We start from the raw sequence: 24,453 nt of genomic DNA on the forward strand, positions 1-24,453 counted from the left end.
CGAAAGGCCCTGAAGGCGGAATGTTCGCTTATCTCGTCAGCGCCAGCCTCCGCAGCCGCCTGATCGTCATGATCGTGGCGCTGATCGTTGCCGGCTACGGCATCTACACGCAGCGCGACCTCGCCATCGACGTCTTCCCGGACCTCAACAAGGGCATCGTCACCATCGTGACGGAGGCCAAGGGCCTTGCGCCCGAGGAGGTCGAGGTCCTGGTGACCACGCCGATCGAGGCGGCGATGAGCGGCGCCGCCGGCCTCACCCGGGTGCGCACGAGCTCGAGCACGGGAATCTCGATCATCTACGTGGAGTTCGACTGGGACGTCGACATCTACCGGGCCCGCCAACTGGTGGCCGAGCGCCTGGCGCTGGCGGAGGAGGATCTGCCCGAGGACGCGGTCCCGCTGCTGATGCCGGTCTCCTCCTACATGGGCGAGATCCTGCTGGTCGCGATGACCGGCGAGAACGCCGACCCGATGGTGATGCGGGAACTCGCGGACTGGGTGGTCGCCCCGCGCCTGCGCGCCGTCCCCGGAGTCAGCCGGGTGGTGCCGATCGGCGGCCTGGTCAGGCAGTACCGGGTCACCCCGAACCTGCTGCGCCTCAACGACCTGGGCATCCCGGTATCGGCGATCGAGGAGGCGGTGACCCGGTTCGGGACCAACAGCGGCGGCGGCGTCGTCGACCAGAGCTCCCAGGAATATCTGATCCGCAATGTCGGCCGCTCCCGCAGCCTCGAGGATCTTCGCAACGTCACCGTGACGATCCGGGAAGGCCATCCGATCCCGCTGCGCCAGGTCGCCGAGGTCGAGTTCCTGCCGCAGCAGCGGCGCGGCGACGCCGGGTTCAACGGAATGCCGGCGGTCATCCTGTCGATCCAGAAGCAGCCGACGGCCGACACCCTGACCCTGACGCGGAATCTCGAGGAGGCGATCCGCGACCTGAGCGACAACATGCCCGACGGGATCCGCACCGACAACGTGGTGTTCCGGCAGGCCGACTTCATCGAAGCCTCGGCGAGCACGATGCAGAGGGCGATGCTCGAGGCGGTGCTGGCGGTCTCGGTGGTGCTGTTCCTGTTCATGGCCAACGCCCGGGCGACCGCGATCTCGCTGGTGGCCATCCCGCTGTCGGTGCTGGCGACCTTCATCGTGTTCCGGCTGAGCGGCCTGACCCTCAACACCATGACCCTGGGCGGGCTGGCGATCGCGGTCGGCGAACTGGTCGACGACGCGGTGGTGGACGTCGAGAACATCTCCCGGCGGCTGTCCGAGAACCGGCGGCTGCCGACCCCGCTGCCGACCCTCCGGGTGATCGCCGATGCGTCGCAGGAGATCCGCTCCGGCATCGTCTACTCGACTATCATCATCATCCTGGTGTTCCTCCCGGTGTTCGCGGTGCCGGGGCTGGAGGGCCGGCTGTTCGCCCCGCTCGGGGTCGCCTACATCGTGTCGATCCTCGCCAGCCTGATCATATCGATCACGCTGACCCCGGTGCTCTGCTCGCTGCTGCTGCCGCGAATGAAGAACCTCAACCACGGCGAAACCCGGTTCATCCGGGGCCTGAAGCGGTTCAATTCCTGGATCCTCGTCCGGGTGTTCGACAGCCCCCGCCCGCTGCTGATCGGAACCGGTGCGGCGGTGTTCCTCGCCCTGTCGGTCATCCCGACTCTGCCGCGGTCGTTCCTGCCGCCATTCAACGAGAAGTCGGCGATCGTCGAACTCATCCTCGACCCGGGAATCTCGCTCGAGCAGTCGTTGCGCATCGGCGCCATTGCAGAGCGGCTGATGCTGCAGATCCCCGAAGTCACCTCGATCGGCCGGCGCACCGGCCGCTCCGAGGCCGACGAGCACAACCTCGGGGTCCATGTCAGCGAGTACGAGGTCCGCATCACCCTGCAGGACCGCCGCATGCACACCGTCATGCGCGAGATCCGCAGCCGGCTGGCCGGCCTGCCGGGGCTGATCAACGTCGGCCAACCCATGTCGCATCGGCTGATCGACCACATCCTGACCGGCGCGCCGGCCGAGGTCGTGGTGAAGGTGTTCGGCGACGAGCTCGACGTCCTGCGCACCATCGCCCAGGACATCAAGCGCCGGATGGAGGCCGTGCCCGGCCTGGTCGACCTCAATGTCGAGAAGCTGGTCCCGGTGCCGCAGATCCAGATCCGGGTCGATCCGCGCAAGGCACAGCTCTACGGCCTGCACCCGGGCGACCTGACCCGCCAGCTCGCACACATGACCAACGGCGCGACCGTCTCCCAGATCGTCGACGGGGTGCGCTACTTCGACGTGGTGATCCGGCTCGGCGACGCCGGTCGTGGCACACGGGCACTGGCATCGACCCTGATCGACACCGACTCCGGCCCGGTTCCGCTCGCGCACCTGGCCACGGTCGAGGAGACCGCCGGTCCGAACGAGATCAGGCGCGAGAACGGGCGGCGACGCCTGCTGGTCATGGCCAACGGCAACGGCACCAACAACAACGGAATCGCTGCCGAAGTGAAGAGCATCGTCGAGCAGGTGCAGGTCCCGACCGGCTACTACGTGACCTTCGAGGGGACCTTCGCGCAGCAGACGCGCTCGGCGCTCCGGCTGTTCGGCCTGTCGGCCATCTCGCTGCTGCTGATCTTCGGCGTGCTGTACCAGCGCTATCGCTCGGTCCGGCTGTCGCTGATCATCATGACCAACGTCCCGCTGGCGCTGGTCGGCAGCCTCCTGGCGATCAAGATCGCCGGCCTGGAGCTGTCGGTCGCCACCATGGTCGGCTTCATCACCCTGACCGGCATCAGCACCCGCAACGGCATCCTGAAGATCAGCCACTACATCAACCTGGTGCTGCACGAGGGCGAGACCTTCGGGCGGGCAATGATCGTGCGCGGCTCGAACGAGCGGCTGATGCCGGTGCTGATGACCGCGGCGTCGGCCTGCGGCGGCCTGCTTCCCCTGCTGCTGGACCCGTATTCGCCGGGCAAGGAGATGCTTTTTCCCGTGGCGGTGGTAATCTTCGGGGGACTGATCAGCGCGACGGTCCTGGATGCGATCCTGACGCCGTGGCTGTTCCTGCGGTTCGGACAGGCTCCCCTGCGGACGCTGATAGGACAGGCGAACAGCGGTCGAAGAACCGCGGAGGCATTCTGATGTGCTACGCTTACAGGGATGCACCGGCAAAGATCGCGGCAGACGTCACAGGGCATAGGGGAACGAACCGATGAACGCCTTCGAGAAGCGACAGGCCAATGTCGAGAGTTTCGCGCGTCGCGATGGCCCGGAGTCTTCGAAAGACACGGTCCTGGAGGAGGCCAGACAGGCCGCCGCCGCGGAGAGCAGTTCCCCGTCGGAACCGACGGCAGCCGCGTTCCGCCTGAGGTCCTCCTCACTGCCGGCGGTGGTCGGCGGGCTGGCCGGTGCCCTACTGGCGGTGGTGGTCGTGCTCACCATGACCGAGCTGCGCCCGCCGCTGGATCCGCGGCTTCCCGGACTGGCCCAGCAGGTCGCGGGCTTCCAGCAGTCGCTGTTCACCCTCGAAACCACGGTCCGCAGTGCCGAAGCCGACCTCGTGCGCGCCCTGGAGTCCGACTCGACGCTGTCGGCCCGTCTCGACGAACAGGCCGCCGGCTTCCGGTCGGCGATGGACGGCATCGCCAAGGCCCGCCAGGACCTGCAGGTCGAGACCGGTCCGGGCTCGGTGGTGTTCGGTGTCTCGGTTGTGCAACTCGCCGACGCGGTGGCCGACGGCCGACCGTTCGAGAGCGAATGGGTGAACCTCTACGCCCTGACCGCCGGCAACGACCAGCTGCGCGACGGGCTGCGGCGCCTGATGCCGATGGCCAGCGCCGGTGTCCCGACCATCCAGGCCCTCCAGGCCGACCTCCGGGCCACTGCGGCACAGGCCGGAACGCCGGTGGTCGACCCGAACAGCATGTATCTGTACAGCCTGAACCTCGTTCAGTCCGGCCTCGGCGTGCCCATCGGCACCACGGCCGAGGGCCAGGTCGTCGGCGGGCTCGTGACCGAGGCCGATCGGCGGTTGACGGAAGGCGACCTCGCCGGCGCGCTTGCGGCCCTCGGCAACCTGACCGAGGCGGCGGCCGTTCCGTTCGAACCCTGGCTGACCCAGGCACGGCGACGGGCCGCCGCCGACGCGGTGGTGGCCGGGTTCAGCCGCGTGTCGAAGGAAGCGTTGCAGGCGCGCGCCAAGGACGGCCAGGGCTGACCGCCCGCGATACCGAATAGAGGGCCGGACACCGGCGCCCGCGCAGTCCCGGCCTCAGGCGATGGCGTCGCGGATCGCCTGGGCGAGTTCGTAGTCGCGGTACGGCTTGCGCAGGAACCGGCCCGGCGCCTGGTCGATCGCCGGCCCGAGGATGTCGCCGTCATAGGCGGAGGTCAGCAGCACCTTGAGGCCGGGCCACCGGCTCCTGGCCTCGTGGGCCAGTTCATGTCCGTTCGCCGAGCCGGGCATCACGACATCGCTGAACAGCAGAGTCACCGCGCTGTCGCGTTCGAGAACTTTCAATGCGGCGGCCGCCGTGCCCGCCTCCAGCACCCGGTAGCCCAGCTCGCGCAGTGTGTTGACCGCGGTTCGGCGAACCGTCTCCTCGTCCTCCACCACCAGGACCACTTCGCCGTCCAATGCCGCCGGCAGGTCGGCACGCGGCCCGGATGCCTCGGCGCTCCCCGACTGCCCGGCCCCGCTCACATGCCGCGGCAGATACATCCGCACGGTGGTTCCCCGGCCGGGGACGCTCTCGATCGTCAGGTCGCCGCCGGTCTGCCGTACGAAGGCATGGATCGTGCTCAGCCCGAGACCGGTCCCGTGACCCGCCTCCTTGGTGGTGAAGAACGCCTCGCAGGCGCGTTCCAGAACCTCCGGCGGCATGCCGACACCGTTGTCTGACACCTCCAGGACGACGTACTGCCCGTCCGGAAGATCCGGACGACGGTGCCTGGCCATCGCGCCCGGTCGGGTATTTGCGGTGCGGATGGTGACGCGGCCGCCGTCGGGCATGGCGTCGCGGGCGTTGACCAGGAGGTTGAGCAACGCGGCTTCGATCTGACCGGGGTCGCAATGGGTCTGCCACAGGCTGGCGGCCGGCTTCAGTGCGATCTCGATGCGCTCGCCGAGCGTGCGCGTCACCAGGTCCGAGAGGCTGTTGATCAGCCGGTTGAGGTCGAGGGCCTGGGGCGACAGACTCTGCTGCCGGGCAAACCCGAGCAGCCGCCGGGTGATGTCGCGGCAATGCAGCGCCCCCTGCAGCGCGTGGTCCACGCGTCGGGCGGACCGCTCGTCCAGGCCCGCGGTGCGCTGCATGCGGTCGAGGTTGCCGATGACGACCGTCAGCATGTTGTTGAAATCATGCGCGATCCCACCCGTCAGCTTGCCGATCGCATCGAGCTTCTGGGCGTGCAGGAGCTGTTGCTCGAGCAGGCGACGATCATGCACGTCGAACATCGTGCCGAAGATCCTGGGGCGATCGCCCGGACCGGCCAGGGCCGACACGCCCTGGTCCAGGAAATACCGCTCGCCGCCGTCGGCGCGGCGCCATCGGTACTCGACGGAATAGGTGCCGCCGGGACCGGCCTGCCGCATCGCCTGGACGGCGGCGTCGCGATCGTCCTCGTGGATGCGGTCGACCCACAGCCGGTCGTCGCCGTCGAGGTCGTCCAGGCCGAATCCGAGCAGCCGGCGAACCGCGTCGTCGTGCAGGAAGGTCCGGGTCACGCCCTGGTCGGCGACCTCGGCCTCGTAGATCGCGATCGGCAGCGACCGGAGGATCGCGGCCTCCCGCTTCTCGCTGGAGCGCAGCCGCCGCTCGGTCTCCACGCGCTCGCCGCGGATCCGGAGGTTTTCCTCGAGCAGCCGCCGCTCCTGCTCGGCCTTGGCGCGGATCTCCTGGGCCTGCTTGTAGAGCTCGACGAACACCGACACCTTGGCCTTCAGGACCAGCGGCTCGACGGGCTTGAACACGTAGTCGACGGCACCCTCCGAGTAACCGCGGAACACCTGCGCCTTGTCGGTATCGTGCGCCGTCAGGAAAATCACCGGGATCCGCCGGGACCGCTCGCGCTGACGGATGATCGCCGCCGCTTCGTAGCCGTCCATGCCCGGCATCCGGACGTCCATCAGGATCGCGCAGAACTCGCGCAGCAGCACCTGCCGCAGGGCCTCCAGCCCGGAGGCGGCGACGACCACGTCGGCGCCCAGCCCGGAGACGACCTCCGAGATCGCAACGCGGTTGGCCTCGTCGTCGTCGACCACCAGCAGGGCCGGCCGCGGCGACGCGACGGATGTCCCCGGGTCGGTCACCGCGGGTCCCGCCGGCTCGCCTGTGTCGCTCGCCGGGATCAAGAGCTGCCGTCCCCGGCCCGCGTCCGGTGCAGCCAGGTGCGGACCGTCGAGATCAGCTGGTCCGGGTCGACCGGCTTGGAGACATACTCGGAGGCGCCGGCGCTGATCGACTTCATCCGGTCCTCCGGCATCGCCTTCGCGGTGACCGCGATCAGCGGCAGCCGGGCGAACCGGCCGTCCAGGCGGCGGATGCGCTGGATGGTCTCGTAGCCGTCCATCTCCGGCATCATGATGTCGACCAGGACGATGTCGATGTCCGGCGTATTCCGAACCATCTCGATACCGCTTCGGCCGTCCTCCGCGTGGATGACGTCGATCCGGTGGCGCTCGAGCAGGCTGGTGATCGAGAAGATGTTGCGGATGTCGTCGTCGATGATCGCGACCTTGGAGCCGGCCAGCACCGGGCTCGCCTTGGCGATCGCGTCGATCGCCGCCTGCGCCGGCGCCGACAGCCCGGCAATCTCCTGGTGCAGGCAGAACGCCACGGTGTCGACCAGCGCCTCGGTGCTGTCGGTGGTCCAGCGGTTCACCCACGGCATCGGCTGACGGAGAGCGTCGGCCGTCGCCTGCTCTGGCTCCGTCCGGGCGTCGATGACGATCGGCAGCGTGTCCGGCACCTGCCCGTCCTTCAGGGCGATCAGGAAGTCCAGAACGCCGACCGGGTCGACCGCCAGGTCGACCGCGACGCAGTCGTAGCCGCCGGCCTCCAGCTCGCGGACCGCCTTGTTCGCCGCGACGCTACGGACCACCACCTTGCGGGAGGAGCCGAGTTGCTCGGCGAACTCGTTGCCGCCGTCGCCGTCGACCAGCAGCAGCCGGCGCTCGCGACGTTCGCAGAACTCCTTCAGGCGAGCGAAGGAGGCCAGCAGTTCCTCGCGCTCGGCCGGTTTGCCGGTGAAGCCGAAGGCCCCCATCCGCAGCCCATAGGGCCGCTGCTCCTGAACCGAGATGATGTGCACCGGAATGTGACGGGTCGCCGGGTCGTGCTTGAGCCGGTCGAGCAATGCCCAGCCGTCGGTGTCGGGCAGCCCGATGTCGAGGGAGATGGCGTCGATGGCGGCCTCCCGGGCAATTGCCAGCACCTCGCGCCCCCGTCCCGCGACGACACCCTTCATGCCGGTCTCGCGGACCACGTCGAGCAGCACGTTCGCGAAGGACATGTCGTCCTCGACGATCAGGACGGCCGGGACGGACCCGTCCAGTTGACGCCGGTCGTCGGTGATCGCGCGGGGCAGCGGTACCTCGGACAGATCCGCCGCATCGGCGTCGGCGGTCCCGGACTGCTCGGGGGCCTCCTGCGCCTCGTCGGGAGTCAGGTCGGCCGGCATGAACAGGGTGAAAGTGCTGCCCTTGCCGGGGACACTCCGCACGATGATCTCGGCACCCAGCAGGCGGGCGATCTCGCGGCAGATCGACAGCCCGAGCCCGGTGCCGCCGTATTTCCGGCTGGTCGAGCCGTCGCCCTGCTGGAAGGCCTCGAAGATGATCCGCTGGTTCGCCTCGGTGATCCCGATCCCGGTATCCGAGATCGCGAAGGCCACCACCGTGCCGGCGATCCCGAGCACCGGATGGTCGGGGCTCCAGCCCTCGGTCGCCCGTTCCGCGCGCAGCGTGACCCCGCCCTTCTCGGTGAACTTGAAGGCGTTCGACAGGAGGTTGAACAGCACCTGCTGCAGGCGCATGGCGTCCGTGACGATATGTTCGGGCAGCGACTCGTCCAGCTCGATCGTGAAATCGAGCTTCTTCTCGGTCGCGACCGGGTCGAAAGTGCGGCGCAGATGCGCCTCGATGGCGTCGAACCGCAGCTCGTCGATCTCCACCCGCATGGCGCCGGACTCGATCTTGGACAGGTCCAGGATCTCGTTGATCAGTGACAGCAGGTCGTTGCCCGACGAGTGGATGGTGCGGGCGAACTCGATCTGCTTGTCGGACAGGTTGGTGTCGTTGTTCTCGGCCAGCAGCTTCGACAGCACCAGCATGCTGTTCAGCGGCGTGCGCAGCTCGTGGCTCATATTGGCCAGGAACTCCGACTTGTAGCGCGAGGTCAGGGCGAGCTGCTCGGCCTTCTCCTCGACCGCCTGCTTGGCGCGCTCGACCTCCATGTTGGTCGCCTCGACCTGGCGCTTCTCGACCGCCAGCAGCTGCGCCTTCTCCTGCAGCTCGTCGTTCTTGCGGCGAAGCTCCTCGCGCTGCGCCTTCAGCAGGTCCTCGGACTGCCGCAGGGTCGCGGCCTGCTGCTCCAGCCGGTCGTTGGTGTTGCGCAGCTCCTCCTGCTGGCTCTGCAGCTCGCTGGTCAGGCGCTGCGACTGCTTCAGCAGGTCCTCGGTGCGCATGTTGGTCGCGATGGTGTTGAGGACGATGCCGATGCTCTCCATCAGCTGGTCGAGGAACGACAGATGCGCCTCGTTGAACCGGTTGAACGAGGCCAGCTCCAGGACCGCCTGGACCTCGCCCTCGAACAGCACCGGCAGCACCACGATGTTGAGCGGCGGCGCCTCGCCGAGGCCGGAATTGATCTGGATGTAGGAGCTCGGCACCTCGGTCAGCAGGATGCGCTGCTTCTCGAAGGCGCACTGACCGACCAGGCCCTCGCGCAGCCGGTAGCGGTTCGACAGCGACTTGCGCTCCTTGTAGGCGTAGCTGGCCAGCAGCTCGAGGATCGTCTCCTCCTCGTCGTCGTCCTCCTCGGTTCGGCCCATGTAGAAGACGCCCTGCTGGGCGCCGACCAGCGGCGCCAGCTCGGACAGCACCAGGTTGGACACCGTGACCAGGTCACGCTCGCCCTGCAGCCGGCGGGTGAAGCGCGCCAGGTTGGTCTTCAGCCAGTCCTGCTCGGTGTTCTTGAGGGTGGTGTCCTCGAGATTGCGGATCATCTCGTTGATGTTGTCCTTCAGCGCCGCGACCTCGCCCGAGGCCTCGACGGTGATGGACCGCGTCAGGTCGCCCTTGGTCACCGCGGTCGCCACCTCGGCGATGGCACGGACCTGGGTGGTCAGGTTGGCGGCCAGCTGGTTCACGTTGTCGGTCAGGTCGCGCCACAGGCCGGCCGCACCCGGCACCCGCGCCTGGCCCCCGAGCTTGCCTTCGATTCCGACCTCGCGGGCCACGTTGGTGACCTGGTCGCCGAAGGTCGCCAGCGTCACGATCATGCCGTTGATGGTCTCGGCGAGCGCCGCGATCTCGCCCTTGGCGTCCACCGTCAGCTTCCGGGTCAGGTCGCCCTTGGCGACCGCGGTCACCACGTCGGCGATGCCGCGCACCTGGCTGGTCAGGTTGGTCGCCATGGCGTTCACGTTGTCGGTCAGGTCCTTCCAGGTCCCGGCCACCCCGACCACCTGGGCCTGACCGCCCAGCTTGCCGTCGGTGCCCACCTCGCGGGCCACCCGCGACACTTCCGAGGCGAAAGATCCGAGCTGGTCCACCATGGTGTTGATGGTGTCCTTCAGCTCCAGGATCTCGCCCTTCACGTCGACGGTGATCTTCTTCGACAAGTCGCCATTCGCGACCGCCGTCGTGACCTCGGCGATGTTCCGGACCTGGCTGGTCAGGTTGGTCGCCATGGCGTTCACGTTGTCGGTCAGGTCCTTCCAGGTCCCGGCCACGCCGACCACCTGGGCCTGGCCGCCGAGCTCGCCCTCGGTGCCCACTTCCCGGGCCACCCGCGACACCTCCGAGGCGAAGGAACTTAGCTGGTCCACCATGGTGTTGATGGTGTCCTTCAGCTCCAGGATCTCGCCCTTCACGTCCACCGTGATCTTCTTCGACAGGTCGCCGCGGGCCACCGCCGTCGTCACCTCGGCGATGTTGCGGACCTGCCCGGTCAGGTTGGTCGCCATGGCGTTCACGTTGTCGGTCAGGTCCTTCCAGGTCCCGGCCACGCCCTTCACGTCGGCCTGGCCGCCCAGCTTGCCCTCGGTACCCACCTCGCGCGCCACCCGCGACACTTCCGAGGCGAAGGAGCTGAGCTGGTCCACCATGGTGTTGATGGTGTCCTTCAGCTCCAGGATCTCGCCCTTCACATCCACCGTGATCTTCTTCGAGAGATCGCCGTTCGCGACCGCCGTCGTGACCTCGGCGATGTTCCGGACCTGCCCGGTCAGGTTGGTCGCCATGGCGTTCACGTTGTCGGTCAGGTCCTTCCAGGTCCCGGCCACCCCGCCGACCACCTGGGCCTGGCCGCCGAGCTTGCCCTCGGTACCCACCTCGCGCGCCACCCGCGACACCTCGGAGGCGAAGGAGCTGAGCTGGTCCACCATGGTGTTGATGGTGTCCTTCAGCTCCAGGATCTCGCCCTTCACGTCCACCGTGATCTTCTTCGAGAGATCGCCGTTCGCGACCGCCGTCGTCACCTCCGCGATGTTCCGGACCTGCCCGGTCAGGTTGGTCGCCATGGCGTTCACGTTGTCGGTCAGGTCCTTCCAGGTCCCGGCCACCCCGCCGACCTGGGCCTGGCCGCCGAGCTTTCCTTCGGTGCCGACCTCGCGGGCGACGCGCGACCCTTCCGAGGCGAAGGAGCCGAGATGGTCCACCATGCTGTTGATGGTGTCCTTCAGCTCGAGGATCTCGCCCTTCACATCCACCGTGATTTTCTTCGAGAGATCCCCGTTCGCGACCGCCGTCGTCACCTCGGCGATGTTCCGGACCTGGCTGGTCAGGTTGGTCGCCATCATGTTCACGTTGTCGGTCAGGTCCTTCCAGGTCCCGGCCACGCCCTTGACCTGTGCCTGGCCGCCGAGCTTGCCCTCGGTGCCGACCTCGCGGGCCACGCGGGTGACCTCGGAGGCGAAGGACGACAGCTGGTCCACCATGGTGTTGATGGTGTCCTTCAGCTCCAGGATCTCGCCCTTCACGTCCACCGTGATCTTCTTCGAGAGATCACCGTTCGCGACCGCCGTCGTCACCTCGGCGATGTTCCGGACCTGGCTGGTCAGGTTGGTCGCCATCAGGTTCACGTTGTCGGTCAGGTCCTTCCAGGTCCCGGCCACCCCCTTCACGTCGGCCTGGCCGCCCAGCTTGCCCTCGGTGCCGACCTCGCGGGCCACCCGCGTGACCTCCGAGGCGAACGAGCTGAGCTGTCCGACCATGGTGTTCACCACCCGGCCGATCCGCAGGAACTCGCCGCGCAGCGGGCGGCCGTCGATCTCCAGCACCATGGTCTGGGACAGGTCGCCCTTGGCGACCGCGCCGATGACCCGCGCCACCTCGGCGGTCGGGTGCGCCATGTCGCCGATCAGGCTGTTGACCGCGTCGATGCAGGTCTGCCAGCCACCCTTGGCGTCCGACAGCTTGGCACGCTGGCTGATCTTGCCCTCCTTGCCGACCGCGGTGCTGAGCCGGCTGAGCTCCTTGACCAGCTGCTGGTTCAGCTCGACGACATCGTTGAAGGTCTCGGCGATGTCGCCGTCGATGCCGGTCAGGTCGGACGGCAGGCGGGCGGAGAAATCCCCCTTCCGGAAGGATCTCAGGGCCTTCAGCAGCTGCCGGTCCTTGAGGGGCTCGTGGGTGGCGATGGCATCCATGGCTGATCTCCGGAAGAAATGTCGTCCGCCCTGTCGGCGGCTGGGCGGCTTCTGTCAGAACCCGGTGTCGTCATGTCGGTCGGTTGCGGTCCGTGGCGAACCGGCGAAGCGGGTCAGCACCGCGGCGATCTCGTCCTCGCTGCAGGGCTTGGCGAGAAAGCCGTGATGCGCGACGGCTTCGGCCCGATGCCGCGTCCTGGTGTCGGCCGCCCCCGACAGGAAGACCACCGCGACGCCGAGGGCCTCGCTCAGGTGTCGGCCGAGTTCGATCCCGTCGGTCGTGCCGCGCAGGCCGATATCGACCAGCGCGATCGCCGGCCGATGCTCCTGTGCCAGCGCGACCGCCTCCTCGGCCGACCCGGCGATCCCGCAGCACCGGAATCCAAGCGTCTCCAGGGTGTCCTCGAGATAGGCGGCGATCAGCATCTCGTCGTCGACGATCAGCACGGCACCGGCCTCGACCGGCAGCGGTTTTCGGCGGGAATGGTCGGGCATGGGAATGTCTCCCGAAGGCTTCGAGGCTGGACGGCGGTGGGGTGCCGGTTGCGGCAGGACCGTGCCGGAACGGGGATCGCGGGACGATCGGCGGATCGGACTGCCCGAGCGCGCGGACGGATCGTCGGCCGACGGACCGCCCGTACCGCGCTCCGGCCCGCACCGGGCAATGGTCGGGCCGGCCGCGCCACGCCTGGCCTCTGGAAATGAAAATGCTACCCCGTCTCGCATCCCGCCCCCTCCCCGGAAGGCTCCGCCCGATTTCCAAACGCCGACGACGACCTCCGGTTGCGTGCGGTCACGAAAAAAATGCGCGGCGCCCGGCGATGCCCTCGAAATGCCACAGCGCACGGTGGTCTGGACCGGCCTGCGGGAATGGCCCTTACGCCGCCCGCGCCGGTTGGCGACACTCTCCGGCAGGTGGAAAACCCACGCAGGGACCGGCGGCCGACCATGGCGGACATCCTCACCTCGGACTTCACGACCGACCCGTACTGGTGGGACCGCAGCCCGCGGCCCGATCTCGGCGCGCCGCCGCTGCCGAAGGCGGTCGACGTCGCCGTCGTCGGGTCCGGCTACACCGGGCTGTGCGCGGCCCTCGAGGTCGCGCGCGGCGGGCGCTCGACCCTTGTCCTCGACGCCCGCGACGCCGGCTGGGGCTGCAGCTCGCGCAACGGCGGCCAGATCAGCACCTCGATCAAGCCGGACTACGACAGCCTGGCCCGCCGGCACGGCCCCGACGCCGCCTTCGCGATCCTGAAGGAAGGCCACAACGCCCTCGCCTGGATCGAGGCGTTCGTCGGCGCCGAGGGGATCGACTGCGACTTCCGGGTCCCCGGCCGCTTCCACGCCGCCCACAGCGCCCGCACCTACGAGCGGCTCGCGCGATCGGTCGGAAACCAGCCCAAGGGCCTGGAGGTCCCGGCCCATGTGGTGCCGCGGGCCGAGCAGCGCCGCGAACTCGGCACCGACGCCTATCACGGCGGCGTGGTCTACGAGAAACACGCCAGCCTCGACCCCGGCCGCTTCCACCAGGGCCTGCTGGACCGGGTGCTGGCGGCCGGCGCCACGGTGGTCCCGCACTGCGCGGTGACGGCGATCGAGCGCGACGGCGCCGGACACCGCCTGCAGACCGCGCGCGGGCCGGTCCTGACCCGCGACGTGGTGGTCGCCACCAACGGCTACACCGGCACCCCGACGCCCTGGCTGCGGCGCCGGGTGATCCCGATCGGCAGCTACATCATCGCCACCGAGCCGCTGGCGAAGCCGGTCATGGACAGCGTGATGCCGACCGACCGGATCGTCAGCGACAGCCGCAAGGTGGTCTACTACTACCGGCCGTCGCCGGACCGGACCCGGATCCTGTTCGGCGGCCGGGTCACCAGCGGCGAGACCGACCCGCGCCACAGCGGCGCCCTGCTGCGCCACGACCTGGTCAAGCTGTTCCCGGAGCTCGCCGAGGTCCGGATCAGCCACTCATGGATGGGCTTCGTCGCCTATACCTTCGACACCCTGGCCCACAGCGGCAGCCGCGACGGCCTGCACTACGCCATGGGCTACTGCGGGTCGGGCGTGTCGATGGCCGGCTATCTCGGCACCCGGGCCGGCCAGCGGGTCCTGGGAAAGCCGGAGGGACAGACCGCACTCGACCGGATCGCGTTCCCGACCCGGCCGCTCTATACCGGGCGGCCGTGGTTCCTCGGTGCCACCGTCGCGGCCTATAGGTGGCGCGACGCGCTCGGCTTCTGACGGTCAGCCACGCCCCAGGATCAGGTCGCTGGCCTTCTCGCCGGTGACGATCGACGGGGCGTTGGTGTTGCCCGAGGTCAGGGTCGGGAAGATCGAGGCGTCGGCCACCCGCAGCCCCTCGATCCCGTGCACCCGCAATGCCGGGTCGACCACGCAGGTCGCGGCGTCGGGCCCCATCCGGCAGGTTCCGACTGGATGGTACACGGTGACGGCGTTGGCCCTGGCGAACGCCAGCAGGCTGTCGTCGTCGTCGCCGGCCGGAACCGGGTCGATCTCGGCCGCGATCAGCCTTCGCATGGTCGGCGTGTCCGCCAGCCGACGCAGGAAGCGGAGCCCCTCGACGGTGTCCCGGATGTCGTGGTCGGTTGCGAGGTAGCCCGGCCGGATCTCCGGCGCGTCGCCGGGATCCGCCGACCGGAGCCGCAGATGGCCGCGGCTGGTCGGCCGGCACGGCGAGACGCTGAGGTTGAAGGCCGAATAGGGATCCGGATTCATCAGCGGCCGGGTCCCCGGCGGCGCCTTCAGATAGCTGAGCGGGCAGAAATAGACCTGGATGTTCGGCCTGGACAGCCCGGGGCGGCTGCGCACGAAACCGCCGGCCTGGTTGAGGCTGAGCGCCAGCGGCCCGCGGCGGGCGGCGAGGTATTTGAACCCGGCCCACAGCTTGCCCCACCAGGGATGCAGCTGGTCGTTCAGGGTCGGCACGGTCGAGCGGTAGATCATGCCGACGTCCAGGTGGTCCTGGAGGTTGCCGCCGACCCCCGGCAGGTCGGCCACCGGGTCGATGCCGAGGGACCTGAGGTCGGCCGCCGGCCCGACGCCGGACAGCAGAAGCAGCTTCGGCGAGTTCACCGAGCCGGCCGACAGGATCACCTCGGCGGCGGCCCGCGCGGTGCGGTCGCGCCCGCCCTGCCGGTACTCGACGCCGACCGCGCGGCGGCCCTCGAACAGGATCCGGGTGGTCTCCGCGCCGGTGACGATCCGCAGGTTCGGACGGCGGCGCGCCGGCCACAGATAGGCGCGCGCCGCCGACATGCGCATGCCGTCGCGCACCGTGATGTGATAGGTCCCGGCGCCGTCCTGGCTAGCCCCGTTGAAGTCCTGGTTGCGCGGCAGGCCCAGCTCCTCGCAGGCCGCCAGGAAGTCCTGGCAGACCGGGTGCAGCTCGGTCGACGGCGCCCTGACATGCAGCGGGCCGTCGCCGCCGTGCCAGACGCTCTCGCCCCAGGCATGGGATTCCATGCGCCGGTACAGCGGCAGGATGTCGTCCCAGCCCCAGCCCGGATTGCCGGCCGACCGCCAGTCCTCGTAGTCCTCGGCCTGTCCGCGGATGTAGACCATGGCGTTGATCGAGCTGGAGCCGCCCAGCACCTTGCCGCGCGGCCAGTAGCTGCGGCGCCCGCCGAACTCCGCCACCGGCTCGGTCATGTACATCCAGTTCACGCGGCGGTCGTAGAACGACTTGCCGTAGCCGACCGGCACCTGGATCCAGAACCGCCGGTCGTCCGGCCCGGCCTCCAGCAGCAGCACCCGGTGGCGGCCGCTGGCGCTCAGCCGCGCCGCGACGACGCAGCCCGCCGACCCACCGCCGACGACGATGTAGTCGTAGCTCTCCATACGGACCTCAATCGGGCGTGCGGTCGCGCTGCACCAGGACCGACAGCAGCGCCAGGCCGCCGGAGCCGAGGATCAGCAGGAACGACATGGCGTTCAGGACCGGCGTCGAGCCGGCCTTGGCCATGCGGTCGAACATCGTGATGGTCAGCGGCGACTCCGAGCCGACCAGGAACAGCGTGGTGTTGAAGTTCTCGAACGACACCAGGAAGGCGACGATCCAGGCGGCGATCATCGCCGGCCGCAGGAACGGCAGGGTGATCGTGCCGAGGACCCGGGCCCGCCCGGCGCCGAGGTTGAGGGCCGCCTCCTCCATCGCCGTGTCGAACTTCTTCAGCCGGGCCGTGATCACCAGCGAGGTGATGGTGGTGATGAACGAGAACTGGCCCATCACCACCAGGAAGATGCCGGGCCGCAGGAAGCCGATGTCGATCCCGTAGCCGTCGTCCAGGGTGTTGGCGACCGAGCTGGCCAGCACCAGGATCGAGATGCCGAGGATGACGCCCGGGATCACCAGCGGCAGCACCATCAGGATGTACAGGGCGTTCTTGGCCGGGAAGTCGTGGCGCACGAACAGGAAGGCGTTGCAGGTGCCGACCGCCACCGACAGGGTCGAGACCATGGCCGCAATCACGAACGAGTAGTAGACCCCGCGCAGCAGCCGACGGTCGTGGAACACGCCGAGCTTCGGCTCGCTGTCGTTGAAGAACCAGTCCAGGGTGAAGCCCTGCCAGGGCAGCGCCGGGAACTCGGAGTCGTTGAAGGCGAAGGTGCCGGCCGCGACCAGCGGCGCCGCCAGGAACACGAAGAACGCCAGCACGTACAGCCGGTAGCCGAGCAGGAAGCCCCAGTCCTTGTTGCTGCTGAGCATCGTCGCTCTCAGCTCTTGGCCACGGTGCCGGCCAGGGTCTGGCCGGACAGCTTCAGCCCGATCCACACCGCCGCCGAGGTGAAGAACAGCAGCAGGAACCCGAAGGTCGCGCCGGCTTCCCAGTTGTAGCGGGTGATGAACTGCTCGTAGATCGTCTCGGTGAACCAGCTGGAGTACTTGCCGCCCAGCAGGATCGGCGTCAGGTAGCTGCCGGCGGTCAGCATGAACACGATGATGCAGCCGGCGACGATGCCCGGCATGGCATAGGGGATGATGATCCGCCGCAGGACCGTGAACCCGCTGCCGCCGAGGTTGTAGCCGGCCTCGATCATGGCGTTGTCCATGCCGTCGAGGGTCGAGACCAGCGGCACGATCATGAACAGGATGACGGTGTAGACGAGGCCGACCACCACCGTGACGTCGTTGTAGAGCATCTCGACCGGGCCATCGACCAGCCCGACCGCCTGCAGGGCGCTGGAGATCACCCCGGTCTCGCGCAGCAGCAGGATCCAGCCGAAGGCGCGGATCAGGTCGCTGACCCACAGCGGGATCAGGCACACCAGGAACAGCGCGCCGCGCGACCGGCGGCCGGCGATCTTGGCGATGTAGTAGGCGATCGGAAAGCCGATCACCAAGGCCAGCGCGGTCACCAGCAGCGACATGCTGCCGGTCCGCAGCAGGGTGTTCCAGTAGATCGGCTCCTGCGCGAAGTCGACGAAGTTGCCGAAGCCGAACTCGTACACCCGCGGCGCCACCTTCTCGCGCAGCGCCATCACCCCCATGCCGATATGCGGCAGCACGATCAGCAGCAGGATCCACAGCGCGAACGGCGCGAACAGCAGGATCAGCGACAGCCGCCGGATGTCCTTCTGGGTCATCGCCCGCCGGCCCCGGCGGCGAAGCAGGTGGCCTGGTCCGGCGACCATGTCAGCCGGACTGCCTCGCCCGGCCGGAGGTCGTCGACGCCGCCGGTCAGGGTCACGTCGGCCTCGATCAGATCGGCCCGGTCGGAGCGCACCAGCACGCGGCTGTTTGCGCCGTTGAACAGCAGGCTGTCGACCACCCCGGACAGGGTGTTCCCGCCGCTGTCCTCGGCGCCGCCGGCGCGCTCGGCCCGCACGAACTCCGGCCGCACGAACACCTCGACCGGGTCGCCGGTCCGCAGGCTCTGGCCGGCCCCGGCAGAGCCGGTCGCGGTCAGCCCGGCCTCGGTCTCGACCCGGACATAGCCGGCGTCGACGCCGACCACCCGGCCGGTCCAGCGGTTGGCGTCGCCGACGAAGCCGGCGACGAAGGCGCTGGCCGGCCGGTGGTAGAGCTGCTGCGGGGTGCCGATCTGCTCGAAGCGCCCCTGGTTCATGACCGCCACATGGTCGGACATGACCAGCGCTTCCGACTGGTCGTGGGTGATGTAGACGAAGGTGGTGTTGAACTGGTGCTGCAGCAACTTCAGCTCGATCTTCATGGCCTCGCGCAGCTTCAGGTCGAGCGCGCCGAGCGGTTCGTCGAGCAGCAGGACGTCGGGATCCAGCACCATGCAGCGGGCGATCGCGATACGCTGCTTCTGGCCGCCGGAGAGCTGGTGGATCTCGCGCTCGCCGACGTCCGGCAGCGCGATCCGCTCCAGCACGTCGGTCACCTTGCGCCGGATCTCGGCCTTGCCGACGCCGTTGCAGCGCAGGCCGTAGGCGATGTTCTCGTAGACGTTCATCATCGGGAACAGCGCCAGGTGCTGGAACACCATCTTCACGTTGCGCCTGTTCGGGGGCATGTCGACCACCGACCTGCCCTTGATCCGGATGTCGCCCGACGACGGGTCCTCGAAGCCGGCGATCATCCGCATCAGCGTGGTCTTGCCGCAGCCGGACGGGCCGAGGATCGAGAAGAACGAGCCGCTCGGGATCTCGAACGACACGTCGTCGACCGCGCGCACCGGGCCGAAGCGCTTGGAGACGTTGCGGCACTCGAGGTCGTAGTCGGAAGTCATGGTCATGCTGTCGCGGTTCCCGCCCGTCGCTTCGTAGGTCCCGGCTCACCGCGGCCTTGCCGCTGCGGCCGGGATGGCGACGATATAGCTCTTCTTGCCGTCATCCCGGGCAACCCTCGATCCGGTCGACGGGCGACCCGGGACCCACCCGCCGCCCCGGCGTCAGACCGGAGCAGCGGGCTCACCCTTCGATCAGCCGCCGGTCGCGGCCTTGATCTTCTCGAGCGCCTTGCCTTCCATGTCCTCGACCCCCGGGGGGATGTTCGCGAAGAACTGCAGGTTGGCGATGTCGGCGTCGGAGAAGGCCGCGTTCACGGCCGCCTTCTTGTCGTCCGGCAGCAGGTCCTTGCCGCCCTTCACCGCGGCGGTGCCGCCGGTGCTGTTCGACATGATCTTCACGTTCTCAGGCAGCATGACGAAGTTGATCCACTTGTAGGCGGCTTCGTCGGCCTCGCCCTTGCGGGGCATGGTGAAGGTGTCGATCCAGGCGAGCGCGCCGGTCTTCGGCGGCACGAACACGATGTTCGGGTTCTGCTTGTAGAGCTTGTAGGCGGTGGAATCCCACGTCTCGGAGGCGACCACCTCGCCCGACAGCATCAGCGCCGACAGGTCGTCGCCGCCCTTCCAGTAGGCCTTCACGTTGTCCTTGCAGGCGATCAGCTTGTCGACGACCTTGTCCAGGATGCCCTGGTACTTCTTGAGGTCGGCGTAGGCCGCGAACGGATTCTCGCCCATCGAGAAGGCGGTCCCGAGCAGGATCGTGCGCTTCAGGCGCATCGACGTCTTGCCCTTGTACTTGGGATCGCAGAGGTCGCCCCAGCCAGCGATCTCCGGCGCCTTGGACTTGTCGGCCATCAGGCCGGAGGTGCCCCACTGGTGCGGCACCGAGTAGACCTTGCCGTCGATCGTGGTGTTGGCCTTCACGCCGTCCAGCAGCTTCGGCTCGAACACCGAGGTGTCGATTTTCGAAAGGTCCAGCGGCTTGTAGATGTTGTACTCGAGCTGCGCCGCGTAGATGCGGTCATGGCTCGGCTGCGCGAGGTCGAAACCGGCACCGCCGGTGGCCCGCAGCTTGGCGATCATCTCCTCGTTGTTCGACAGCGTCACCTCGACCTTGATGTCGGGATACTTGGCCTCGAACTTCTGGATGATCTCCTCGGGCGCATAGCCGCCCCAGGTCAGCAGTCGCAGCGTCTCGGCTTGCGCCGTCGCGGCTGCGGTCAGCATGGTGGCGGCCAACAGTGCCGCCGAGAATGTCCCCGTTCTCATTTTTTGTGCCTCCCGGTTCTGACCGGGCGTCCGGGCCGACGCACCGGCAATTCGACTTCGAAACCTTAGGTGATCATTGGACTGTAAAATATATCCATTACAGTTTTGCGATCAGACCAATTCACGCCATCAGCTCGGACAATGTCTCGAGGGCCAGCACGCCCCGGCGGATCTCGTCGGGGTTCACGCCGCCGAATCCCAGGACCAGCCCTTTCCGCCCGATCGGCGCGGCGCAATACCGCGACAGCCCGGCGACGACGACGCCGCACGCCCGCGCCCCGGCGACGATAGCATCCTCGTCGGCGTCGTCGGCCAGGAAACCGACCGTGTGAAAGCCGCCGGAGGTCGGCCGGACCTCGATCGCCGGCGCCAGCGAGGCCGCCGCTTCGATCAGCGCGTCGTGCCGGGCCTTGTAGGCCCGCCGCATCAGCCGGATATGGGTCGAGAACAGCCCCTCGTTCATGAAGTCGGCGACCACCGCCTGGGTCACCGTCGGCACGCCGCTGAGCCAGGAGGCGCTGACCTCCGCGAAGGCCCGGACCAGGCCGCGCGGCACCAGGATGAAGCCGAGCCGCAGCGACGGGAAAAGCGTCTTGGAGAAGGTCCCGACATAGACCACGCGCTCCTGGGTATCGATGCTCTTGAGCGGCGGCTGCGGCTGGCTGCCGTAGTAGAACTCGCCGTCGTAGTCGTCCTCGACGATCAGGGCGTCGGCGTCCTCCGCCGCGCGCAGCAGGGCGAGCCGGCGGGTCAGGCTCATGACGTGGCCGAGCGGCTGCTGGTGCGACGGCGTGGCGAAGGCGATCCGGAAATGCGGCGCCTTGCGCAGGCCGTCGGCCACGCTGAGCCCCTCGTCGTCGACCTCGACCGGCACGATGCTGGCACCGCTGGCGACGAAGGCGTTGCGCGCGCCGATCGCACCGGGGTTCTCGAACCACACCGGGTCGCCGGGATTGAGCAGCAGGGTGCTGATCAGGAAGAACGCCTGCTGGGCCCCGGCGACGATGAACACCTGCTCGGGGTCGCATTTGATGCCGCGGGCTGCGTTCAGATGCGTGGCGATCGCCTCGCGCAGGCCCTGGTAGCCCGACGGGTGGCCGTAGCCCATGACCTGCTCGCGGCCGGACCGCCAGTGACGCGCCGCCAGCCGCGCCCAGTGCGCCATCGGGAACAGGTCGAGGGCCGGCAGCGCGGTGATGAAGGCCTGCGACCGGTGCGGCAGCCAGGCGCGCGGCGCGAACAGCCGCTGGGCGTGGGTGGCGGCGTGCGACAGCCGCGGCGAGGCCGGCGGGGCCGAGACCGGTAGCGACACAGGTCGGACCGGGCGACGTCCCGACAGGGCCCGGCTGACATAGGTGCCGTCGCCGACCCGCGCCTCCAGCAGGCCGTCGGCCGTCAGTCGCTCCAGGGCGTCGATCACAGTGGTCCGCGAGACCCCGATCTCCTTCGCCAGGGTCCGGCTGGCCGGCAACCGGTCGCCCGGCGTCACGCCGCCGGACAGCAGGATCTCCTTCAGCCCCATGTAGAGCTGGATGCTGATCTTGCGGTCGGCCGCGCGGTCGATCCGCAGCGACGACAGCAGGGCGCCCGCGTTGGTCTTCATTCCGAACGCTCCATCGGATTGGCCTACAGGACGAACGACAATGGACCTTAAATCAAGTCCAATTCGGACTATCGTTGCAGTCGAAGATCCCCCTTCCGACACCGCCGGAACAGCCATGGACATCGCCAGCATCGAGACCTTCACGGACCGGTATGTCTGCTTCGTCCGGGTCCGGACCGCCGACGGGCGGGAAGGCTGGGGACAGACCGCACCGTACAACGCGGACATCACCGCACAGGTGCTGCACCGCCAGGTCGCCCCCTTCGCACTCGGCCGCGACGCCGCCGACATGGACTTCCTGGTCGATACCGTCCCCGAGCGCGAGCACAAGTTCCCCGGCTCCTACCTGCGGCGCGCGATCGGCGGCGTGGAGACCGCGCTGTGGGACCTGCGCGGCAAGGCCGAGGGCAAGCCGGTCTGCGCGCTGATCGGCGGCACGCCGGGCCGGCTGCGGGCCTATGCGTCGTCCATGAAGCGCGACATCACGCCGGCCGACGAGGCGACCCGCCTGAAGCGCCTGCGCGACGACCACGGCTTCGACGCCTTCAAGTTCCGGATCGGCGCCGAGTGCGGCCACGACATCGACGAGTGGCCGGGCCGGACCGAGGAGATCGTCCCGACCATGCGGCGCGCACTCGGCGACGGCGTCGCCCTGCTGGTCGACGCCAACTCCGGGTTCTCGCCGGGCCGCGCCATCGAGGTCGGCCGGATGCTGCAGGACAACGGCGTCTCGCATTTCGAGGAGCCCTGCCCGTACTGGGAGTACGAGCAGACCAGGCAGGTCGCCGACGCGCTCGACATCGACGTCACCGGCGGCGAGCAGGACTGCATGCCGGTCGACTGGCGCCGGATGATCGACGGCCGCGTGGTCGACATCGTCCAGCCGGACGTCTGCTACATCGGCGGGCTGACCAGCACCCTGCGGGTCGCCGCCCTGGCCGCGGCGGCCGGCATCCCCTGCACGCCGCACAGCGCGAACCTGTCGATGGTCACGATCTTCACCATGCACCTGCTGCGGGCAATCCCCAACGCCGGGAAGTATCTCGAGTTCTCGATCGAGGGCCCGGACTACTACCCGTGGCAGGAGGGCCTGTTTGTCGATTCTCCCTACACGGTCACCGACGGCCATGTGACCGTCACCGACCGGCCCGGCTGGGGCGTCGAGGTCAGCCCCGACTGGCTCGCGCGCTCGACCTACCAGGCGAGCACGCCGGTCGGCTGAGGCCCTCCCCGGGAGCCGGCTTGCGGGACCGGTTGCGGTCGTCAAGGACGCTGCCGCACAATAATCCCGTCCAGCCACCCCGGAGCCCGACATGACCGACCTGCTGCTGACCGGCGTCCGTGCCTGGGGCTTTGGCCCTGCCCCGACCGACATCGCCGTGTCGGCGGGACGGATCGCGGCGATCGGCGCCGACCTGCCGCGCGACGGCGCCGAGGTGGTCGACGGGACCGGATGCCTCGCGCTGCCAGGGCTGGTCGACGCCCATGCCCATATCGACAAGACCCTGTGGGGCACGCCCTGGCACCCGCACCAGGCCGGCCCGACCCTGATCGACAAGATCGACAACGAGCGGCGGGTCCTGAACACCCTCGGCCTGTCGGCGGAGGTTCAGAGCGCCCGGCTGCTGCGGCACATGGTGGCGCGCGGCACCACCCATGTGCGCACCCATGTCGACATCGGCCCGGACGTCGGCCTGAGCCATTTCCACGGCATCCAGGCGATGCGCGAGGCGCATCGCGAGTGGATCGACGTCGAGGTGGTCGCCTTCCCGCAGACCGGCGTGATGATCCGGCCGGGCACCCTGGATCTGCTGGAGCAGGCGGTGCGCGAAGGCGCCGAGGTGGTCGGCGGCCTGGACCCGGTCGGGGTCGACCGCGACCCGAAGGGCCAGCTCGACGGGATCTTCGCGATCGCCGACCGCCACGGCTGCGGGGTCGACATCCACCTGCACGACCGCGGCGATCTCGGTGCGGTGACCATCGACATGATCGTCGAGCGGACCCGGGCGCTCGGGCTGAAGGGCAAGGTGGCGATCAGCCATGCCTTCTGCCTCGGGATGCTCGACCGGCCGCGGCTCGACGGGCTGCTCGACGATCTCGTGGAACTCGACATCGCAGTCATGACCCACGCGCCGTCCGGGCCGACCCCGTTCCCGCCGATCCGGCTGCTGCACGACCGCGGCGTGCGGCTGTTCTCGGGCTCGGACGGGGTGCGCGACACCTGGGGGCCGCTGAACACCGGCGACATGCTGGAGCGGGCGTTCCTGCTGGCCTACCGGTCCGGCTTCCGCCACGACCCGGACATCGAGATCGCGCTCCGCATGGCGACCTATGGCGGCGCGCAGGTCATGGGCGCCGCCGGCTACGGGCTGGCGGTCGGCGCCGCCGCCGACCTGGTGCTGGTCGAGGCCGAGACCGCCGCCGAGGCGGTCGCCTTCCACCCGGTCCGCCGGCTGGTGCTGAAGCGCGGCCGCGTGGCGGCCCGCGACGGCCGCGCGACGATGCCGGCGGCCGCGTAGCACGGCGCGACCCGAGGGCCGGCAATTGTCACGACGGTGCGGATCGTTGTAACGGTTTCGCCGGTTCGCTTCCGAGGAGACGCGGCATGGAGCGATTTACCGGCGGCTGCCTGTGCGGCGACGTCCGATTTGTGGCGACGGGGCGCCCGTACCGGGTCGGCCTCTGCCACTGTCTCGACTGCCGCAAGCATCACGGCGCGCTGTTTCACGCCTCCGCGATTTTCCCCCGGGATGCGGTGACCGTCGAGGGCGAGCCCCGCGACTATGCCGGTCGGTTCTTCTGCCCGCGCTGCGGCTCGTCTGTGTTCTCCCGCAGCGCCGACGAGATCGAGGTCAACCTGGGGTCCCTCGACGCCCCCGACCAACTGACGCCGACCTACGAGCTGTGGACGGTTCGCCGCGAGTCCTGGCTGCCGCCGTTCCCGCTGGCGCGACGCTACGAGCGCGACCGGGAGGGCACGGGCCGCTCCGAGGAATAG

Annotated in this window: 15 protein-coding genes; 6 read left to right on the forward strand and 9 right to left on the reverse strand. The window is 68.9% G+C overall.

Features of this window, described 5'->3' with window-relative positions; translation table 11 throughout:
* The first annotated feature begins 20 nt into the window (after positions 1 to 20).
* Positions 21 to 3,137 (forward strand): efflux RND transporter permease subunit, encoded by a 3,117-nt coding sequence (locus RIC31_RS16130; protein WP_350109754.1) that lies wholly within the window; start codon positions 21 to 23, stop codon positions 3,135 to 3,137.
* A gap of 70 nt (positions 3,138 to 3,207) precedes the next feature.
* A complete protein-coding gene (locus tag RIC31_RS16135; protein ID WP_350109757.1) occupies positions 3,208 to 4,212 on the forward strand; it encodes a hypothetical protein in 1,005 nt (334 codons plus the stop codon).
* Positions 4,213 to 4,266: 54 nt separating this feature from the next.
* On the opposite strand, the gene RIC31_RS16140 is transcribed toward RIC31_RS16135, so the two are convergent.
* Genes RIC31_RS16140 through RIC31_RS16150 form a run of 3 tightly spaced genes read right to left on the reverse strand, consistent with a single transcriptional unit; the run spans position 4,267 to position 12,362 of the window.
* The gene (locus RIC31_RS16140; protein WP_350109760.1) at positions 4,267 to 6,306 is read right to left on the reverse strand and encodes a PAS domain-containing hybrid sensor histidine kinase/response regulator; all 2,040 of its coding nucleotides are present in this window, start codon (positions 6,304 to 6,306) and stop codon (positions 4,267 to 4,269) included.
* A 38-nt stretch (positions 6,307 to 6,344) separates the two neighbouring features.
* Positions 6,345 to 11,867, reverse strand: coding sequence for a HAMP domain-containing protein (locus RIC31_RS16145; RefSeq protein WP_350109763.1), 5,523 nt, complete (start codon positions 11,865 to 11,867; stop codon positions 6,345 to 6,347).
* 54 nt (positions 11,868 to 11,921) lie between these two features.
* Positions 11,922 to 12,362 (reverse strand): response regulator, encoded by a 441-nt coding sequence (locus RIC31_RS16150; RefSeq protein WP_350109766.1) that lies wholly within the window; start codon positions 12,360 to 12,362, stop codon positions 11,922 to 11,924.
* Between the two features lie 453 nt (positions 12,363 to 12,815).
* Between RIC31_RS16150 and RIC31_RS16155 the strand changes: the two genes are divergently transcribed.
* Positions 12,816 to 14,111 (forward strand): NAD(P)/FAD-dependent oxidoreductase, encoded by a 1,296-nt coding sequence (locus RIC31_RS16155; RefSeq protein WP_350109769.1) that lies wholly within the window; start codon positions 12,816 to 12,818, stop codon positions 14,109 to 14,111.
* Positions 14,112 to 14,114: 3 nt separating this feature from the next.
* Here RIC31_RS16155 and RIC31_RS16160 read toward each other — a convergent pair whose 3' ends face one another.
* From RIC31_RS16160 to pdxR, 6 genes are all read right to left on the reverse strand, one after another.
* Positions 14,115 to 15,728, reverse strand: a complete 1,614-nt coding sequence (locus RIC31_RS16160) for a GMC family oxidoreductase (protein ID WP_350109772.1) — start codon at positions 15,726 to 15,728, stop codon at positions 14,115 to 14,117.
* A 7-nt stretch (positions 15,729 to 15,735) separates the two neighbouring features.
* Positions 15,736 to 16,596, reverse strand: a complete 861-nt coding sequence (locus RIC31_RS16165) for an ABC transporter permease (RefSeq protein ID WP_350109775.1) — start codon at positions 16,594 to 16,596, stop codon at positions 15,736 to 15,738.
* An 8-nt stretch (positions 16,597 to 16,604) separates the two neighbouring features.
* Positions 16,605 to 17,474, reverse strand: a complete 870-nt coding sequence (locus tag RIC31_RS16170) for an ABC transporter permease (protein WP_350109778.1) — start codon at positions 17,472 to 17,474, stop codon at positions 16,605 to 16,607.
* Positions 17,471 to 18,589, reverse strand: a complete 1,119-nt coding sequence (locus tag RIC31_RS16175) for an ABC transporter ATP-binding protein (protein ID WP_350109781.1) — start codon at positions 18,587 to 18,589, stop codon at positions 17,471 to 17,473. Before RIC31_RS16175 ends, RIC31_RS16170 begins: the two co-directional genes overlap by 4 nt.
* A 186-nt stretch (positions 18,590 to 18,775) precedes the next feature.
* A complete protein-coding gene (locus RIC31_RS16180; protein ID WP_350109784.1) occupies positions 18,776 to 19,852 on the reverse strand; it encodes an extracellular solute-binding protein in 1,077 nt (358 codons plus the stop codon).
* A gap of 121 nt (positions 19,853 to 19,973) precedes the next feature.
* On the reverse strand, positions 19,974 to 21,455 hold the full coding sequence (gene pdxR / locus RIC31_RS16185) for a MocR-like pyridoxine biosynthesis transcription factor PdxR (protein ID WP_350109787.1): 1,482 nt from the start codon (positions 21,453 to 21,455) through the stop codon (positions 19,974 to 19,976).
* Between the two features lie 115 nt (positions 21,456 to 21,570).
* Here pdxR and RIC31_RS16190 point away from each other — a divergent pair, with 115 nt between their 5' ends.
* The 3 genes from RIC31_RS16190 to RIC31_RS16200 all read left to right on the forward strand — a co-directional run bounded on the left by RIC31_RS16190 (position 21,571) and on the right by RIC31_RS16200 (position 24,453).
* Positions 21,571 to 22,677 carry a mandelate racemase/muconate lactonizing enzyme family protein gene (locus RIC31_RS16190; RefSeq protein ID WP_350109790.1) on the forward strand — a complete coding sequence of 369 codons (1,107 nt, stop codon included), beginning with the start codon at positions 21,571 to 21,573 and terminating at the stop codon, positions 22,675 to 22,677.
* Positions 22,678 to 22,768: 91 nt separating this feature from the next.
* Positions 22,769 to 23,974 (forward strand): amidohydrolase family protein, encoded by a 1,206-nt coding sequence (locus tag RIC31_RS16195; RefSeq protein WP_350109793.1) that lies wholly within the window; start codon positions 22,769 to 22,771, stop codon positions 23,972 to 23,974.
* Positions 23,975 to 24,060: 86 nt separating this feature from the next.
* A complete protein-coding gene (locus tag RIC31_RS16200; RefSeq protein ID WP_350109796.1) occupies positions 24,061 to 24,453 on the forward strand; it encodes a GFA family protein in 393 nt (130 codons plus the stop codon).

The organism is Thalassobaculum sp., from assembly GCF_040219615.1.
GTDB lineage: Bacteria > Pseudomonadota > Alphaproteobacteria > Thalassobaculales > Thalassobaculaceae > Thalassobaculum_A.